This window comes from Pseudomonas sp. CYM-20-01, from assembly GCF_023169845.1.
GTDB classification, from domain to species: domain Bacteria; phylum Pseudomonadota; class Gammaproteobacteria; order Pseudomonadales; family Pseudomonadaceae; genus Aquipseudomonas; species Aquipseudomonas azotoformans.
On the sequence record NZ_AP025169.1, the window covers coordinates 1124677 to 1140503 of the forward strand.

Sequence of the window (15827 nt, forward strand, 5' to 3'; positions counted from 1 at the left end):
GATTGACCGCCTGCGGATGAGTACACTGGCGCCGCTGCACAACTCGGGGCGCAGGAAGCGCCTTGTCATGAGTTCTATCCTGGAGAGTGAATGTGAGACGTCAAAAAGGTTTTACCCTGATCGAGCTGCTGATTGTCGTGGCAATCATCGGCATTTTGGCCACCATCGGCCTGCCCATGTACACCACCCACCAGGCCAAGGCCAAGTTCACCGCCGGCCTGGCTGAAATCACCGCGTTGAAGCCCGGGTATGAAGACACCCTCAACCAGGGGACCGTGCCGACCTTGGCATTGATCGGCGGCACCAGCCCCACCGCCAATTGCAAGATCGAAGTGGCAGGCGATGTGACCACCGGCGCGGGCACCATCAGTTGCGAAATACTCGACGCACCTGCGCCGGTGCTGGGCAAGACCATCAGCCTGACGCGCAACGCCACCACCGGTTGGAAATGCAGCACCACCGCTGAAGCCAAATATGTTGCCAAGGGCTGCGGCGCCGACGGGGCATAGCTGCTAAACCAACCACAGGTAACTTGAGGTGGCCGATGGCGTTATCCATACAGCAGCGTGGCAGTGTTTTCCTGGTGACAGTGGTGTGCCTGCTGGTAGTCGGAATATGTGCACCCTTCAGTGGGCATGATCTGCAGCGGGCTATGCAGATTGCCATCGGGGCGTGTGCGGTGCTGTATGGGTTATCTGTCGTCCCTGTCGGCCAATTGCTGGACAGGCCAACCGCCCTGGGCCTGATGCTGATTATCGTGCTTGGCCTGGTGTCTTCCACGTTGGCCCATCAGCCGCTCTGGGCACTGGCCGAAATGGCGCTGTTTGTCAGTTGCGGGTCGATTGCCGTGGCATTTGCCTTGCTGCGTCGTCATGGCGGCGAGCCTTTGGATCGCGCCTTGGTCATGGTGGTGGTGCTGCTGTGCCTGATCAAGTCGATTCAATACCTGTATGCGGGCGCACTTGTGTTCATCAACGCTGAACGTGTGCTGGACCCTGACCTGTTGCTGTCCGGTTTTTCCAACAAGCGCTTCTACGGGCAATTCCAGACGTTCACCCTGCCGCTGTTGGCGCTTCCTTTGTTGATTCCTGCTATTTCACGTCCACTCAAGGGCGCGGTGTTTGCGTTGCTGTGCGTGTGGTGGATGATTGCGATCGCCGGTGGTACCCGCGGTACCTGGCTTGGCATGTGTGTGGCCGGGGCTGTGCTAGCGGTACTTGGCCCCTGGGGGCGACGATGGCTGGGTTGGCAACTGGCGGCAGTGTTTGGCGGGCTGCTGCTGTACTGGCTGGTGTTTGCGTTAGGGGCGGATTACCTGGAAGTCGAGGTCTCCAAGGGCGCCAGTGACCGCCTCACCACCACCCTGTCGGGTCGTGGTCCGATCTGGTGGCAGGCTTGGCATATGCTCATCGAGCGTCCATGGTTGGGCTTCGGGCCGATGCATTTTGCCGATATTGCCAATGAAATCGCCGCTCACCCGCACCAGGCCATCCTGCAATGGGCCAGTGAATGGGGTGTGCCATCGGCCTTGTGCGTGATGGCTCTGGCGTGGCGAGGCGGCTGGGCGACGTTCGGTGTGTTGCGCGAACGAGCGCTCTCGAACACTCGCGCTGATCTGTTGCGACTATGCCTGTTTGCGGCCTTGGTAGGGGCGTTGGTGCAGTCCATGGTCGACGGTGTGATGGTGATGCCCAATTCCCAGGTCTGGCTGGCGCTGGTGGTGGGCTGGCTGATGGCGTTGCATGTGTGGAAAACCCCGGAGGCCGCCGCGTTGCCATTGGCCTGGGCAGCCTGGAAAGTGCTGAGTGTGCTGGCCGTCGGTCTGCTGGTTTTTATCGCAGCTCGCGATGTGCCTCACATCAAGCAAGCCCAGCAGCAGTACCTGGGCACTCATGTCGGCCTGCTGCAACCCCGTTTCTGGGCCCAGGGCGTGATTGCGCGCTGAAGGCCGCAAGTTGCCGGACTTCCAATGCAGTGCTAGCTTTAGCCCACCGCCCGTGTAGCTCAGCCGGTAGAGCAGCGCACTCGTAACGCGAAGGTCGCAGGTTCGATTCCTGTCTCGGGCAAAAAGGCACCATGGCAACACCGTTTTCAGATGATCCCAGAATGGTTCTGAAGGCCAGACGAGCCGGCATTTGAGCCTGCTCTTTTGTATCTGCGCAACCTTGATGACCCAGATGCATCCCCATTCCTCGATCTAAGAGAACAACATGACCACGACTGAAATGACCCAGGAAGTTCGGCATCAAGCAGCCCTCGAAAAATACCTCGAGGAATCGCCGCAGCTTAAAGAAGAGATCAAGGACCTGAGCGCCGATGATCAGCGCGACCAGATTCAGTGGGCATTCGAGGACGAAGCCGAGAGCCAGGGCTATCAGCCTTGGGAGCTGACCCTCAAGTACACCTCGACACCGGAAGAATTCGAAGCGGCACGACTGGCCTTGCACAAAGAGGCGGCCGAAGTGCTGGGTGTCGAATGGGAAGAGTACTGCGAGATGAATGACCTGGTAGTTTAGAAGCAGCTGCCAGACTCAAGCTGCAAGCTGCAAGTTGTCTCGCGTCCCTCTTGCAGCTTGAAGCCTAATACTTGCAGCTCCTTAGATACTCAGGCGCATCGACAAATCCACCGCCTTCACATCCTTGGTCATCGCACCAATCGAGATGTAGTCCACCCCGGTCTCAGCGATCGGCAACAGGGTGTTTTCGTTGATCCCGCCGCTGGCTTCCAGCTTGGCCTTGCCGCCATTGAGGCGCACGGCTTCACGCATGTCTTCCAGGCTCAACTCATCCAGCATGACGATGTCCGCGTCAGCGGCCAGGGCTTCGCGCAGTTCATCCAGACTTTCCACTTCGATTTCCACCGGCTTGCCGGGAGCAATCCGGTGCGCGGCCGCAATCGCCTGGGCAATGCCACCGCTGGCAGCAATATGGTTTTCCTTGATCAGGAACGCGTCATACAAACCGATACGGTGGTTGTGACAGCCGCCGCAGGTCACTGCGTACTTCTGCGCCAGGCGCAGGCCCGGCAGGGTTTTGCGGGTATCCAGCAGCTTGACCTGGGTGCTGGAAACAAAGTCCGCCAGAAATTGGGCGCGCGTGGCGACGCCGGACAGCAGTTGCAGGAAATTCAGTGCGCAGCGTTCGCCGCTGAGCAGCGAGCGCGCCGGGCCTTCAAGGTGAAATAGCACTTGGTTGGGGCTGACACGTTCACCATCGGCCACTTGCCAATGCACGGCGACCCGTGGGTCCAGCTGGCGGAACACCGCATCCACCCAGGCGGTGCCGGCGATCACTGCTGCATCGCGGGTGATGATGGTGGCCGTGGCCAGCCGTTCGGCCGGGATCAACTGCGCAGTGATGTCGCCGCTGCCGATGTCTTCCAGCAGTGCGCGGCGCACGTTGGCTTCGATTTCGGCGGTGAGGTCGGCAAGACGGAGATTCGGCATAACAGGCTCCACAGACAAAGTGACCCGATTATAGGGGCAGTGCGCGTCTGAACCCAGCGACCTGCTCATTTACCGGCAAATGACAGAGTGTGCTAGCGCAAACCCCCTTGTTTGCAAGATAATCTCGCGCCTTGCAATTGGCGTCATAGCTTTGACGTCTCGCTAAATACCGCCGTTTCAGGAGGCCAGGATGCACAATGACGGAAAGGTGGTGCCAATCAAGAAGGCGCATGCCACGCCATCGCCGCTCGCCCGACTGCCGGTGGTGTTGCTGCAGGTTCGCGACAGAGCGGCGCAACAGTTGCAGCAAGGGTTGCAGGAACTGTTCGATAACGCCGACGACACGCTGTTCGAAATGGCCGACAAGGCGCGCAACAATCTTGACCACCACATTTTCTTTGAAGCCATGCGTGATCTGCGCCTCAAGCGCAAGAATTTCGAGCGTGTGTTCATGGAGCGTCTTTTCGACGCCTTTGCCAGTCTGGGCCAGGCAGGGCGGGGCGAGCTGCAACTGGTGCCGGTGGTCTCCTACGACGGGGTGCCGGGTTCAACCAGGGACGACCTGGAAAAAGCCGTGGCGCTTGAAGCCATGCTGGGTCGCGTGCGCCACCGTGACGGCCTGGCTCTCGCGCAACTTACGGCACGCTTGAGCGCCTTACTGGGCAACCGCCTGGATGATCGTGAGAACCCTCTGGGGCCGGCGCTGCTGTGTGAGTTTTTCCTGCGGGCGGGGCGCAGCCTGGGCGTGGAGATCCGCGTCAAACTGGTCATGCTCAAGCTCTTTGAAAAATATGTGCTCAGTGACGCCGACCAGCTATACGGCGAAGCGAATCAATTGCTGGTCGCAACCGGCGTCTTGCCTGAACTCAAGACCATACCGTCCCGACGCATCGATGGACGTGTGGCACCTGAGCATCCGCGCGAAGCTACTTCGCCAGTCCCCGACCGGTCCGGTGACGAAAATGGCCAGGAAGCCTTCGCCGCGCTTCAACCGCTGCTCACGGCGGTGCGTGGCAGCGTGGCGCCGACGCTTGAGGCCAGCGCCGAGCCGTTGCCTATTTCCACCCAGGACCTGCTGCGCCTGCTCTCCCATTTGCAGCAGTACGTGCCGGAGCCTGAGTCGGAGGACGATTTCGACCTGCGCAGCCAGCTTGAACAGTTGCTCACCCGTGTCAGCGTCAAGAGTGGTAAGTCGCGGGTGGTGGAGGACGCGGACGAAGACGTGATCAATCTGGTCGCGCTGCTGTTTGAGTTCATCCTCAATGACCGTAGCGTGCCCGATGCCTTCAAGGCCTTGATCGGCCGCTTGCAGATTCCCCTGCTGAAAGTGGCGTTGCTGGACAAGAGTGTTTTCAGTCGCAATGGCCACCCTGCGCGGGGTCTGCTCAATGAAATCTCGGCCGCCGCCATGGGCTGCAGCCCGCTGGATGACTACCAGCGCGACCATCTTTACCTGCGCATCGAGCAGGTGGTGCAGCGCTTGCTCAACGAATATGTCGAAGATCCGGCGATCTTTTCCCAGTTGCTCGCCGAGTTCAGCGCGTTTACCGCCGACGAGCGGCGGCGCAGCGACTTGCTCGAACAACACACCCGGGATGCCGAAGCCGGGCGCGTGCGCACTGAAGCCGCCCGCCAGCGCGTGGCCGATGTGCTGAATAAACGGCTGTTGGGCAAAGTCCTGCCGCGTCCTGTGGTGCAGTTCCTGCAACAGGCCTGGAGCCAAGTGTTGCTGTTGGCGAGCCTCAAGCACGGCGAGCAGTCAGTGCAATGGCAAGCGGGGCTGCGCACCATGGACGAACTGATCTGGAGCGTCGGCCTGCAGCAGGACACCGAGGCCGGGCGGCGTTTGCTGGACCAGCTACCAGGCTTGCTCAAGGCCTTGCGCGACGGCTTGACCAGTGCCGCGTTCGACCCCTTCAGCACCCGCGAATTTTTTGTGCGCTTGCAGGCGTTGCATATCCAGGCGCCTGAAGGTGTTGATGAGCTGATCGAGGTGCGTGAGCCATTTGTGCTGAGTACGGCGTCACCCGACCCGGTCACCGAGCTGTCGGGTAACGACCCTGACCTGTACAAGGCTCTCCAACTTAAAGTGGGCGACTGGGTAGTATTCCAGGAAGGCCAGGCCAGCACGCTGCGCTGCAAGCTGACAGCGATCATGGCGCCGGCCAACACTTATGTGTTCATCAGCCGCACGGGGCTCAAGGTATTGGAGAAGAGTGCCGGTCAATTGGCAATGGCGTTCAAGTGTGGCGCACTGCAAACGCTGGAAGACGGGCCATTGTTCGAGCGTGCCCTGACGGCCGTGGTGGGCAAACTGCATCAACTCAATCGCGGCAAGTGATCGCAACCGGAGGGTCGAACGCGGCATACTGGTCACACTTTGTATTGTTCAAGGAACCTGTATGCAGTTGGACCCCACCAGCGGTTGGTGCCGGGGCATCCATCATTGCCCTTCGCCCAACTTCAACGAGCGCCCCGCCGGCGAAATCTCACTGTTGGTGGTGCATAACATCAGCCTGCCACCGGCGCAGTTCGCCACTGGCAAAGTGCAGGAATTTTTCCAGAACCGCCTGGATGTCACGGAACATCCCTACTTTGAAGGGATTGCCGACCTACGGGTATCTGCGCATTTTCTGATTGAGCGTGATGGCGCGGTGACGCAGTTTGTGTCCTGCATCGACCGTGCCTGGCACGCCGGGGTGTCGTATTTCGAGGGGCGCGACACCTGCAATGATTTTTCCGTCGGGATAGAGCTGGAGGGCACGGATGACCTGCCGTTCACCGACGCTCAATATGCAGCACTGATCGACCTGACCCGCCAGTTGCTGGTGGCTTACCCAAGCATCACCCCCCAGCGCATTTGTGGCCACAGCGATATCGCTCCGGGACGCAAGACCGACCCCGGCCCCGCTTTTGATTGGACGCGCTTTCGCAGCGCCCTGCAGGATGGAGAACACGCACGATGAGTTTCCTGGTGTTGGTGCTGGCTGTATGGATCGAGAAGTTTTCGGCCCTGCGCCAGCGGTTGCAGCGAGATGGCGGTTGGTTGCGCGAACTGGCCAAGCTGGAATCGAGCCCGCGCATGGGCAAGCAGCCCTGGCTGATTCTGACGTTGCTGGTGTTGTTGCCGGTGGCCTTGCTGGCGCTGTTGCTGCTGGTGCTGGAGCCGGTGGCGTACGGACTGCTGGCGCTACCGGTGCACCTGCTGGTGGTGATCTACAGCCTGGGGCGTGGTGACCTGCTCGCTGGGCTAGGTCCGTTCCGCGATGCCTGGCGACGCGGTGACCTGCAGGCCGCCGAGCATGTGGCCGAACGTGACCTGAGCCTGAGCGCCGACAGTGGCGAGCAATTGCTCGAACGCGTTCAGGGCCATCTGTTGTGGCAGGCCTACCAGAGCTTTTTTGCGGTGATTTTCTGGTACTTCCTGCTGGGCCCGGTTGCCGCTCTGGCTTATCGGCTGCTCGCACTGGCCAGTGAGCACAGCAAGAACCCCTTGGTGGCCGAGCGGGCCGGGCAACTGCGCCACGCGTTCGATTGGCTGCCGGTTCGCCTGCTGGCGGCCAGCTTTGCGCTGGTCGGCAATTTCGTTGCCGTCAGCCGTGTGATGCTCCATGAGCTGCTGAGCTGGGACATCAGCGCCGCCCAGCTGGTGGAAAAAGTCGGCCTGGTCGCCGCCGAAATCCCACCCCCTGCGGTCGGCCCCGATGGCATCAACAGCCTCGACCGACTCTGGGAACTGCTGCTGCGCGCAGCGGTGTTGTGGTACGCCGGCTTCGCCATCTGGACCGTCCTACCCTGACCCTGTAGAAGCCGGCTCGCCGTAGTGAGCAGTCTTGCCTGTGGCGAGCGGGCTTGCCCCGCGCTGGGCTGCGAAGCAGCCCCCCCCATCCATTAACCTTAAGTTACAAAACTCCCTTTCAAATTGAGCTATACAGATGCTGGCTAACTGCCGCCCTGCACCTCAATAAAAATAAAAGAAAGGGAGTTCACCTGTGAAGAGCTTGCTCTATCCCGCCGTCGCCCTGATGAATCGCCTGAGCTTCGGCATGAAGTTCAGCCTGATCAGTGTGTTGTTCCTGCTGCCGATGCTGGCGACCAACTCTTATCTGGTGCGTGACTCGTGGCGTGAATTCCAAGGCACCCGCGTGGAACTGCAAAGCCTCGATTTACTTGGCAGCAGCCTGACCCTGCGCCGCGACCTGGAAACCCTCAACAACCAGGTGCAGATCAACGCCACCCTCGGCCAGTCCGGCAAGGCCGGCGATCTTGAAGGCAAGATCAGCGCCCTGGAACAAAGCGTGCTCAACCGCCTGCAAGGTCTCAACGCCATGGCTACCGAGCCTGAGCAGATTGCGGTTTTTGATGCTAAGCGTGAGGAGTTGATCGCAGCCTTCAAGACCCAGCAACAGGAAACGTCGCTGCTGAGCAAAAGCGCGCTGATCGGCAAGTTGCTCAACAAATCGCAGATGCTCAGCCAGATCATCGCCAGCCAATCCGGGCTGAGCCGCGACTCCCAGAGCGACCTGCGCCAACTCAGCGAGCTGATCACCAGCGTCACCCCGCAAGTCACCCAGGCCCTGGGCCAAGGCCGGGCGATGGGTGCGTATTCCCTGGGCCAGGGCTTTCTCAATTCTTCGTCCAGCACGCGGTTTGACGAGCTTTTGCAGCAACTGGAAAAACTCCAGGCCGAATATGGCCTGAAGTTGCAGGATGCCCTGGGCTCCAGCACCGCAGCCCACGCGGCACTCGACAACCTGGCCAAAGCCAGCAACGCCAGCCTCAAGCATGGCAGTGAGTTGTTTGAGGAGCAGGTGGTGATGGCCGAGACCCTCGACGCACCCTGGCAGGGTTTTTACGACAGCGTCAGCCAGTTGATGGCCCAGACCTATCAGTTGGATGACGCGACCCTGGCGTTCCTCGGGCAGCAGTTGGAGCAACGCCTGGCGCAAAACCGCACGCACATGGTGGTACTGGTCTCGGCCCTGAGCGCGGTGTTTTTGTTGATCTTCTATTTGTACGCCGGTTTCTACGCGTCCACCCGCACCACGCTGCGACGCCTGGGCGCGATGATGGACAAGGTGGCAGCCGGCGACATGACCGTCACTTTTGTTGCACATAGTCGCGACGAGTTGGGCGACCTGGGCCAGGTGTTCAACGGCACCGTGGCGAAGATCCATGACCTGATCGAGCGCGTCGGGCACACCGTCAGCCAGGTCGAGCTCCAGGCCGGCCAGGTGGAAACAGTCTCGGCCCAAAGCAACCAGGCCGTGTCCGGGCAGCGTAGTCAGATCGAGCAGGTGGCCACGGCCATGAACCAGATGTCGTCCACCGCCCAGGAAGTTGCGCGCAGTGCGGCGGCGGCCGTCAGCAGTGCCCACAGCGTCAATGACGAAACTGTCAGCGGCCGTGGCCTGGTGCAATCCCAGCAGGGCAGCATTGCGCGGCTGGCTTCGGAAATCGATCAGTCGGTGCAGGTTATCAACCAATTGGCTACCGACAGCCAGTCCATCAGCAGCGTCCTGGAGGTGATCAAAAGCATTGCCGAGCAAACCAACCTGCTGGCACTCAATGCCGCCATCGAAGCCGCGCGGGCCGGTGAACAGGGGCGTGGTTTTGCGGTGGTGGCCGACGAAGTGCGCACTCTGGCCCGGCGTACTCAGCATTCCACCGAAGAAATCGAACAGATGATCAGCCGCCTGCACAGCGGTGTGGCCGCCGCCGTGAAGGCCATGGGTACCAGCCATGCCATGGCCAATGGCACGGTAGGGCAATCGGAAAAGGTCCAGCAGGCCTTGGAAAATATTCTCGGTGCCGTGGGAATGATCGTCGACCAGAACCAGCAGATCGCTGCCGCCGTGGAGCAACAGACCGCCGTTGCCCATGACATTGACCAGAACATCGTCGAAATCAATCGCGCCGGCGAGCATGCGGCCCAGGGCGCCCACCAGACCGAAGCGGCGAGCCGGCAGCTGTCGATGCAGGTGATTGAGTTGAGGCAATTGATCGGCGCGTTTCGAGTGTAGGAATTGTAGGTAGGGCGTATTGCTTACGGGTGTAGTGCTTGTCCTGATTTCCCTGCGTGTCTTTTCTGGCGGCGTGAATGGGTGAGAATTTGTTTCAGACAAATTCACGTTCAGGGGAGCACGACGATGACCATTGCAGTCGGCATCAAAGGGCATTGCGCCCATTGTGATATCAGGTTTGAGCTCAAGCCCTGGCAGCTGAATGCCATCGCCATCGAAGAGCCCTTCGATTGCCCGTATTGCCGGCAGTTCTTGCAATTGAGTTGCCCTCGGCAATTGCGGGCGTTCAAGCTGTTGGGCCATTGGGCGCTGGTGCAGCCGAGCATGGCGGTGTTCACCTGCATGGTGCTGATCGTGGCCCTGGTCACGGAATGGGTGGGGCTGATCACGGTGATCGGGCAGTTCAACGTGTCACTGGTGGTGCTGCTGGTGCATTTCCTGGCGCTGCGCTATGCCCGTTACCGGCAGCGGATCACGTTGGACCTGCAAGTGGTCACGCCAGTCTTACCAATTGAACAGCTCGCACGCATTGCGTGTGCTCGCCTCAGCCAACGATAGCGCGCTGATGCCCATGCGCTCGGCCAGGGCGGTGCAGATGGCCGGCAGGTGTTCGGGGCTGTTGCGTTGGCCGGGGAACATGGCCGGCGCCATATCCGGTGAGTCGGTTTCCAGCACCACCGATTCCAGCGGCAGTTGCGCCAGCACCTTGTGCATGCGCAAGGCCTGGGGCCAGGTGGGGGCGCCGCCCAACCCCAGTTTGAAGCCGAGCTTGATGTACTCCCGAGCCTCTTCGTGGCTGCCGGCAAACGCATGGATGATGCCGCCGCGGGGCAGGCGGATGCGCTTGAGGGTGGCGATCACGGCGGCGTGGCTGCGGCGCACGTGCAGCAACGCCGGCAGTTGGAACTCCACGGCCAGTTTGAGCTGGGCTTCAAACAGGCTTTGCTGGCGTTCGCGGTCCAGCTGTTCGAGAAAGTAATCCAGGCCGATCTCGCCCACTGCACACAGTTGCCCGTGGCCGTGCAGGCGCGTCAACCAATCGCCCAACGCCGTCAGGTCAGCGGGGCGATGGTCGTCGAGGTACACCGGGTGCAGGCCAAAGGCGGCGAACAAACCTTCGTCCGCTTGCACCAGGTCCCACAGCCTTTGCCAATTCTGCTGATACACCCCCAACACCACCATGCGCCGCACGCCCAGCGCTCGGCTGTGGGCGAGGACTTCCCGGCGATCGCTGTCGAAATCCGGGAAGTCCAGGTGCGTATGGGTGTCGATCAACTCCACGCTCAAGCCTCGTGAATACGCTGCTTGAACGTCCGGCCGATGGCATGCACCCCAGGTTGGTACTGTTCTTCTTCGATCGCGGCCAGCGCCAGGCGCAGGGCGGTATCGGCGATCAGTTGGTGCTGCTGGGCCATGGCGTTGACCGGCAGCGGCAGGAAGTCCAGCAATTGGGTATCACCAAAGGTGCCCAGGCGCAGCGGGCGCGTCTTGAGCGGGAAGTCATGCAGCGCGTCGAACACGCCTTGCAGCAGCACGTAGGACGTGGTCACCAGCGCGTCAGGCAAATGCCCCAGTTGCTGTAGAAGTTGCTCCATCAGCTGTCGGCCGCAGTCGCGACTGAACGCTTCCGCGTGTTCGACGATCACCTCGCCGCTGAACCCGGCAAGGGCTTCACGGAAACCGGCGGCGCGTTCCTGGCTGATGCTCAATTCGGGCCGTGCGCCGATCAGCACAATCTGCTTGGGCAGCGGTTGCAGCAGGCTGCTGGTCAACTGCTGGCAGGCCTGGCGGTCATCGCTGACCACCGAACAGAACTGATCCGCACCCATCACCCGGTCGATGGCAATCACCGGCAACCCTTTGGCTTGCAGCTCGCGATAACTGTCATCGCTGGCCGGCAGGCAACTGGCGACGAACAGCGCATCACAACGTCGCGCGCGGAACAGTTGCAGCAACTGGCGTTCGCTGTCGGCATCATCGTCGGAGCTGGCGATCAGCAACTGATAGCCGCGCGCCCGTGCGCCTTGCTCCAGGAGTTTGGCGATACGTGCGTAACTGGGGTTTTCCAGATCGGGCAGGATGAAGCCCAAGGTGCGCGTGTGCCGACTGCGCAGCCCGGCGGCCTGTGGGTTGGGGGTAAAGCCATGGGCTTCGACGACAGCCCGCACCCGTTCGACGGTGGCGTTGCTGATGCGCTGCTGTTCGGCCTTGCCATTGATGACGTAGCTGGCGGTGGTCACGGACACACCGGCCAGGCGGGCGATATCACTGAGTTTCAAACCGGGATTTCCTTGTTTTCTGGAGCTTGCCCCGACATTTTGTCCAATCGTAACCGATTCCAGCACTCGACCAATGTCTCAGCTCAAGTGCCGAGTGGTTGTTCAAGGATGCGCAATTAACGCGTAATCTGCCATAAATTCTAGATTAAACGTTTCAGCCAGCGTATTTTTACGACGTTCGCGACTGAGTAGCTACTGCCAACTGACTGCTCAGTCAGCTATTGATGCACACCCATTACACTGTTTGTTTAAAACAATACCTAGTGCGGTCACCGCACTAACTAGGAGAACGGCATGCTTGAGCTCACTGTAGAGCAGATTTCCATGGGCCAGGTGGCTGTGGATAAATCTGCTGCCTTGCACCTGCTCGCTGACAAACTGGTGGCCGACGGCCTGGTCGCCGAGGGTTATCTCAGTGGCTTGCAGGCCCGTGAAGCCCAAGGCTCGACCTTTCTCGGCCAAGGTATTGCCATCCCCCACGGCACCCCGGAAACCCGCGACCAGGTGTTCTCTACCGGCGTGCGCCTGCTGCAGTTCCCTGAAGGGGTGGACTGGGGCGACGGCCAGATCGTGTACCTGGCCATTGGCATTGCCGCCAAATCCGACGAACACCTGCGCCTGTTGCAACTGCTCACCCGTGCCCTTGGCGAAACCGACCTGGGCCAGGCATTGCGCCGTGCCGGAAGCGCCGAAGTCCTGCTGAAACTGCTGCAAGGCGCACCGCAGGAACTGGCGCTGGATGCGCAGATGATCAGCCTGGGTGTGTCCGCCGACGACTTCGAAGAGTTGGTCTGGCGCGGCGCACGCCTGTTGCGCCAGGCCGATTGTGTGAGCAATGGTTTCGCCGCCGTGTTGCAGCAGGTCGACGCGTTGCCCCTGGGCGATGGCCTGTGGTGGTTGCACAGCGAACAGACCGTCAAGCGCCCGGGCCTGGCGTTCGTCACCCCGGACAAACCCATGCGTTACCTCGGCCAGCCGCTCCATGGCCTGTTCTGCCTGGCCAGTCTCGGCGAAGCCCACCAAACGCTGTTGGAGCGCCTGTGCGCCTTGCTCATCGAAGGTCGCGGCCAGGAACTGGGCCGCGCCACCAGCAGCCGCGCGGTGCTCGAAGTGCTTGGTGGCGAACTGCCCCCGGACTGGCCCAGCGCTCGCATCACCCTGGCCAATGCCCACGGTTTGCACGCGCGCCCGGCGAAGATCCTCGCGCAGTTGGCGAAAAGTTTTGATGGCGACATCCGCGTACGCATCGTCGATGGCCCGGTCGGCGCCGTGTCGGTGAAAAGCCTGAGCAAACTGCTGAGCCTCGGCGCACGGCGTGGCCAGGTGCTGGAGTTCGTCGCCGAGCCGACGATTGCCGGCGATGCGCTGCCCGCGTTGCTCGCCGCTGTGGGGGAAGGCCTCGGTGAAGAGGTCGAGCCGCTACCGACGGTCAGCGCCCAACCCGCCGCCCTGGATATCGAGCCGGTTGTCAGTGCGCCGACCAGCGGCAGCCAGATCCAGGCCATTGCCGCTGCACCAGGCATCGCCATCGGCCCGGCACATATCCAGATCCAGCAAACGTTCGACTATCCTCTGCGCGGCGAGTCCTCCGCGATCGAGCGCCAACGCCTGCACAGCACCCTCGGCGAAGTGCGCCGCGACATCCAGGGCCTGATCGAGCGCAGCCCATCCAAAGCGATCCGCGAGATTTTCATCACCCACCAGGAGATGCTCGACGACCCGGAACTCACCGACGAAGTCGACACTCGCCTCAAGCAGGGCGAAAGCGCCGAAGCGGCGTGGATGAGTGTGATCGAGGCGGCCGCCAGGCAGCAGGAGTCGTTGCAGGACGCCTTGCTCGCCGAGCGCGCCGCCGACCTGCGTGACATCGGCCGCCGTGTATTGGCGCAACTGTGCGGCGTCGAAACCGTCCAGGAGCCGAGCCAGCCCTACATCTTGGTAATGGACGAGGTCGGGCCGTCGGACGTGGCACGTCTTGACCCCGCGCGCGTCGCTGGCATCCTCACCGCCCGTGGCGGCGCGACGGCCCACAGCGCCATCGTCGCCCGTGCCCTGGGTATCCCGGCGCTGGTCGGCGCGGGCCCGGCGGTATTGCTGCTGGCCTCCGGCACCCCCCTGTTGCTGGATGGCCAGCGCGGTCGCCTGCATGTCGACCCCGACGCCGCCACCCTGCAACGCGCCACGGTCGAGCGCGACACCCGCGAACAACGCCTGCAAGCCGCTTCGGCGCAACGCCACGAACCGGCGCTGACCCGCGACGGCCATGCCGTGGAAGTGTTCGCCAACATCGGCGAAAGCGCCGGTGTCGCCGGCGCGGTGGAGCAGGGCGCCGAAGGCATCGGCCTGCTGCGCACCGAACTGATTTTCATGGCCCACCCGCAAGCGCCGGACGAAGCCACCCAGGAAGCCGAATACCGCCGCGTGCTCGACGGTCTTGGCGGTCGCCCGCTGGTAGTGCGTACTCTCGATGTGGGCGGCGACAAACCGTTGCCGTATTGGCCGATTGCCGAGGAAGAAAACCCCTTCCTTGGCGTGCGCGGCATCCGTCTCACCCTGCAACGCCCGCAGATCATGGAAGCACAATTGCGCGCGCTGTTACGGTCCGCCGATAGCCGCCCGCTGCGCATCATGTTCCCCATGGTCGGCAGCGTCGACGAATGGCGTGCCGCCCGTGATATGACCGAGCGCCTGCGCCTGGAAATCCCGGTGGCGGACCTGCAACTGGGGATCATGATCGAAGTGCCGTCGGCGGCCTTGCTCGCACCGGTACTGGCCAAGGAAGTGGACTTTTTCAGCGTCGGCACCAACGACCTGACCCAGTACACCCTGGCCATCGACCGCGGTCACCCCACCTTGTCCGCCCAGGCCGATGGCCTGCACCCGGCGGTACTGCAACTGATCGACATCACCGTGCGCGCCGCCCATGCCCATGGCAAATGGGTGGGGGTGTGCGGCGAATTGGCAGCAGACCCGCTGGCGGTGCCGGTGCTGATCGGCCTGGGTGTGGATGAGTTGAGCGTGTCGGCCCGCAGCATTCCGGAAGTGAAGGCGCGGGTGCGTGAATTCAGTCTGAGCGAGGCCCAGGGCCTGGCGCAACAAGCACTGGCGGTGGGCTCGCCCGCCGAAGTGCGTGCCCTAGTGGAGGCCGTGTAGATGGCAAGGATTCTGACCCTGACGCTGAACCCGGCGTTGGACCTGACGGTGCGCCTGGCGCACCTGGAACCGGGTGAAGTGAACCGCAGCGAAACCCTGCTGACCCATGCCGCAGGCAAGGGCGTGAATGTGGCGCAGGTGCTGGCGGATTTGGGCCATCAGGTGAGCGTGGGTGGTTTCCTCGGTGAGGCGAACCCCCAGGCCTTCGAGGCACTGATCGCCCGCCGTGGGTTTGGTGACGCGTTCATTCGCGTGCCGGGCGAAACCCGCAGCAATATCAAGATTGCCGAACAGGACGGCCGGGTCACCGATATCAATGCGCCGGGGCCGCAGGTCAGTGACGCGGCGCAAGCCGCGCTGCTCAAGCGCATCGCCGACATCGGTGCGCAATTCGATGCGGTGGTGGTGGCCGGCAGCTTGCCGCGTGGCATCAGCCCGCAGTGGTTCCAGGGGCTGTTGCAGCAACTGAAAAACCTCGGGTTGAAAGTCGCCCTGGACACCAGCGGCGAAGCGCTGCGCGCCGGTTTGAAAGCGGGGCCGTGGATGGTCAAGCCCAATACCGAAGAGCTGGCTGAAGTCCTGGATAACGTCACGGATGCAATCAGCCAACTGCATCGGCAAGGCGTGGAACATGTGGTGGTTTCTGATGGCGCTGCCGGCGTCACCTGGTACCGCTCAGGTGCGGCGCTGCAGGCCACGCCGCCGAAGGTGACGGTGGCCAGTACCGTCGGCGCCGGCGACTCGCTGCTGGCCGGCATGCTGCACGGTCTGCTCAGCGGCGATACCCCGGAACAGACCTTGCGCCGCGCCACGGCGATTGCCGCGATGGCAGTGACGCAGATCGGTTTTGGCATCAGCGATGACGCGCAGTTGGCGCGCCTCGAAAGCGGCGTCCACGTACGCACGCTGACAGAACAATAAGAGGG

General features: G+C 62.0%; 13 protein-coding genes and 1 tRNA gene. 11 read left to right on the plus strand and 3 right to left on the minus strand.

The window, feature by feature from the left end:
- Nucleotides 1-86 precede the first annotated feature (86 nt).
- From M2497_RS04945 to M2497_RS04960, 4 genes are all read left to right on the plus strand, one after another.
- Entirely contained in the window at nucleotides 87-509 is a 423-nt protein-coding gene (locus M2497_RS04945) for a pilin (RefSeq protein ID WP_282579045.1), read from the plus strand.
- A 35-nt stretch (nucleotides 510-544) separates the two neighbouring features.
- The gene (locus M2497_RS04950) at nucleotides 545-1945 is read left to right on the plus strand and encodes an O-antigen ligase family protein (RefSeq protein WP_248486091.1); all 1401 of its coding nucleotides are present in this window, start codon (nucleotides 545-547) and stop codon (nucleotides 1943-1945) included.
- Between the two features lie 48 nt (nucleotides 1946-1993).
- A tRNA-Thr gene (locus M2497_RS04955) sits at nucleotides 1994-2066 on the plus strand.
- A 144-nt stretch (nucleotides 2067-2210) separates the two neighbouring features.
- Nucleotides 2211-2516, plus strand: coding sequence for a DUF6388 family protein (locus tag M2497_RS04960; RefSeq protein ID WP_033903347.1), 306 nt, complete (start codon nucleotides 2211-2213; stop codon nucleotides 2514-2516).
- A gap of 81 nt (nucleotides 2517-2597) precedes the next feature.
- Here the strand turns inward: M2497_RS04960 and nadC are convergent, their stop codons facing one another.
- On the minus strand, nucleotides 2598-3446 hold the full coding sequence (gene nadC, locus M2497_RS04965; protein ID WP_248486093.1) for a carboxylating nicotinate-nucleotide diphosphorylase: 849 nt from the start codon (nucleotides 3444-3446) through the stop codon (nucleotides 2598-2600).
- Nucleotides 3447-3636: 190 nt separating this feature from the next.
- Here nadC and M2497_RS04970 point away from each other — a divergent pair, with 190 nt between their 5' ends.
- The 5 genes from M2497_RS04970 to M2497_RS04990 all read left to right on the plus strand — a co-directional run bounded on the left by M2497_RS04970 (nucleotide 3637) and on the right by M2497_RS04990 (nucleotide 10027).
- Nucleotides 3637-5787 (plus strand): DUF1631 domain-containing protein, encoded by a 2151-nt coding sequence (locus M2497_RS04970; protein WP_248486095.1) that lies wholly within the window; start codon nucleotides 3637-3639, stop codon nucleotides 5785-5787.
- Nucleotides 5788-5848: 61 nt separating this feature from the next.
- Nucleotides 5849-6412: a 1,6-anhydro-N-acetylmuramyl-L-alanine amidase AmpD gene (gene ampD, locus M2497_RS04975; protein WP_248486097.1), complete on the plus strand. Its 564-nt coding sequence runs from the start codon at nucleotides 5849-5851 to the stop codon at nucleotides 6410-6412.
- On the plus strand, nucleotides 6409-7245 hold the full coding sequence (ampE, locus tag M2497_RS04980) for a regulatory signaling modulator protein AmpE (protein WP_248486099.1): 837 nt from the start codon (nucleotides 6409-6411) through the stop codon (nucleotides 7243-7245). The genes ampD and ampE overlap by 4 nt, the downstream gene beginning before the upstream one ends.
- 193 nt (nucleotides 7246-7438) lie before the next feature.
- Complete coding sequence (locus M2497_RS04985; protein WP_248486101.1) at nucleotides 7439-9469, plus strand: methyl-accepting chemotaxis protein; 2031 nt, start codon at nucleotides 7439-7441, stop codon at nucleotides 9467-9469.
- Between the two features lie 126 nt (nucleotides 9470-9595).
- A complete protein-coding gene (locus M2497_RS04990; RefSeq protein ID WP_248486102.1) occupies nucleotides 9596-10027 on the plus strand; it encodes a hypothetical protein in 432 nt (143 codons plus the stop codon).
- Here the strand turns inward: M2497_RS04990 and M2497_RS04995 are convergent.
- Both M2497_RS04995 and cra read right to left on the minus strand, forming a co-directional pair.
- Entirely contained in the window at nucleotides 9974-10750 is a 777-nt protein-coding gene (locus M2497_RS04995; protein ID WP_248486104.1) for a TatD family hydrolase, read from the minus strand. The genes M2497_RS04990 and M2497_RS04995 overlap by 54 nt on opposite strands.
- A 2-nt stretch (nucleotides 10751-10752) precedes the next feature.
- Nucleotides 10753-11748 carry a catabolite repressor/activator gene (cra, locus tag M2497_RS05000; protein WP_248486106.1) on the minus strand — a complete coding sequence of 332 codons (996 nt, stop codon included), beginning with the start codon at nucleotides 11746-11748 and terminating at the stop codon, nucleotides 10753-10755.
- A 294-nt stretch (nucleotides 11749-12042) separates the two neighbouring features.
- On the opposite strand from cra, the gene ptsP reads away from it, so the two are divergent.
- Both ptsP and pfkB read left to right on the plus strand, forming a co-directional pair.
- Nucleotides 12043-14901, plus strand: coding sequence for a phosphoenolpyruvate--protein phosphotransferase (ptsP, locus tag M2497_RS05005; RefSeq protein WP_248486108.1), 2859 nt, complete (start codon nucleotides 12043-12045; stop codon nucleotides 14899-14901).
- Nucleotides 14902-15822 carry a 1-phosphofructokinase gene (pfkB, locus tag M2497_RS05010; RefSeq protein ID WP_248486110.1) on the plus strand — a complete coding sequence of 307 codons (921 nt, stop codon included), beginning with the start codon at nucleotides 14902-14904 and terminating at the stop codon, nucleotides 15820-15822.
- The last annotated feature ends 5 nt before the right edge of the window (nucleotides 15823-15827 follow it).

Coding starts and splice junctions, on each gene's coding strand:
- ampD (WP_248486097.1), top strand. CDS start 5,849: ATGCAGTTGGACCCCACCAGCGGTTGGTGCCGGGGCATCCATCATTGC.
- ampE (WP_248486099.1), top strand. CDS start 6,409: ATGAGTTTCCTGGTGTTGGTGCTGGCTGTATGGATCGAGAAGTTTTCG.
- nadC (WP_248486093.1), bottom strand. CDS start 3,446: ATGCCGAATCTCCGTCTTGCCGACCTCACCGCCGAAATCGAAGCCAAC.
- M2497_RS04950 (WP_248486091.1), top strand. CDS start 545: ATGGCGTTATCCATACAGCAGCGTGGCAGTGTTTTCCTGGTGACAGTG.
- pfkB (WP_248486110.1), top strand. CDS start 14,902: ATGGCAAGGATTCTGACCCTGACGCTGAACCCGGCGTTGGACCTGACG.
- M2497_RS04970 (WP_248486095.1), top strand. CDS start 3,637: ATGCACAATGACGGAAAGGTGGTGCCAATCAAGAAGGCGCATGCCACG.
- M2497_RS04990 (WP_248486102.1), top strand. CDS start 9,596: ATGACCATTGCAGTCGGCATCAAAGGGCATTGCGCCCATTGTGATATC.
- ptsP (WP_248486108.1), top strand. CDS start 12,043: ATGCTTGAGCTCACTGTAGAGCAGATTTCCATGGGCCAGGTGGCTGTG.
- M2497_RS04960 (WP_033903347.1), top strand. CDS start 2,211: ATGACCACGACTGAAATGACCCAGGAAGTTCGGCATCAAGCAGCCCTC.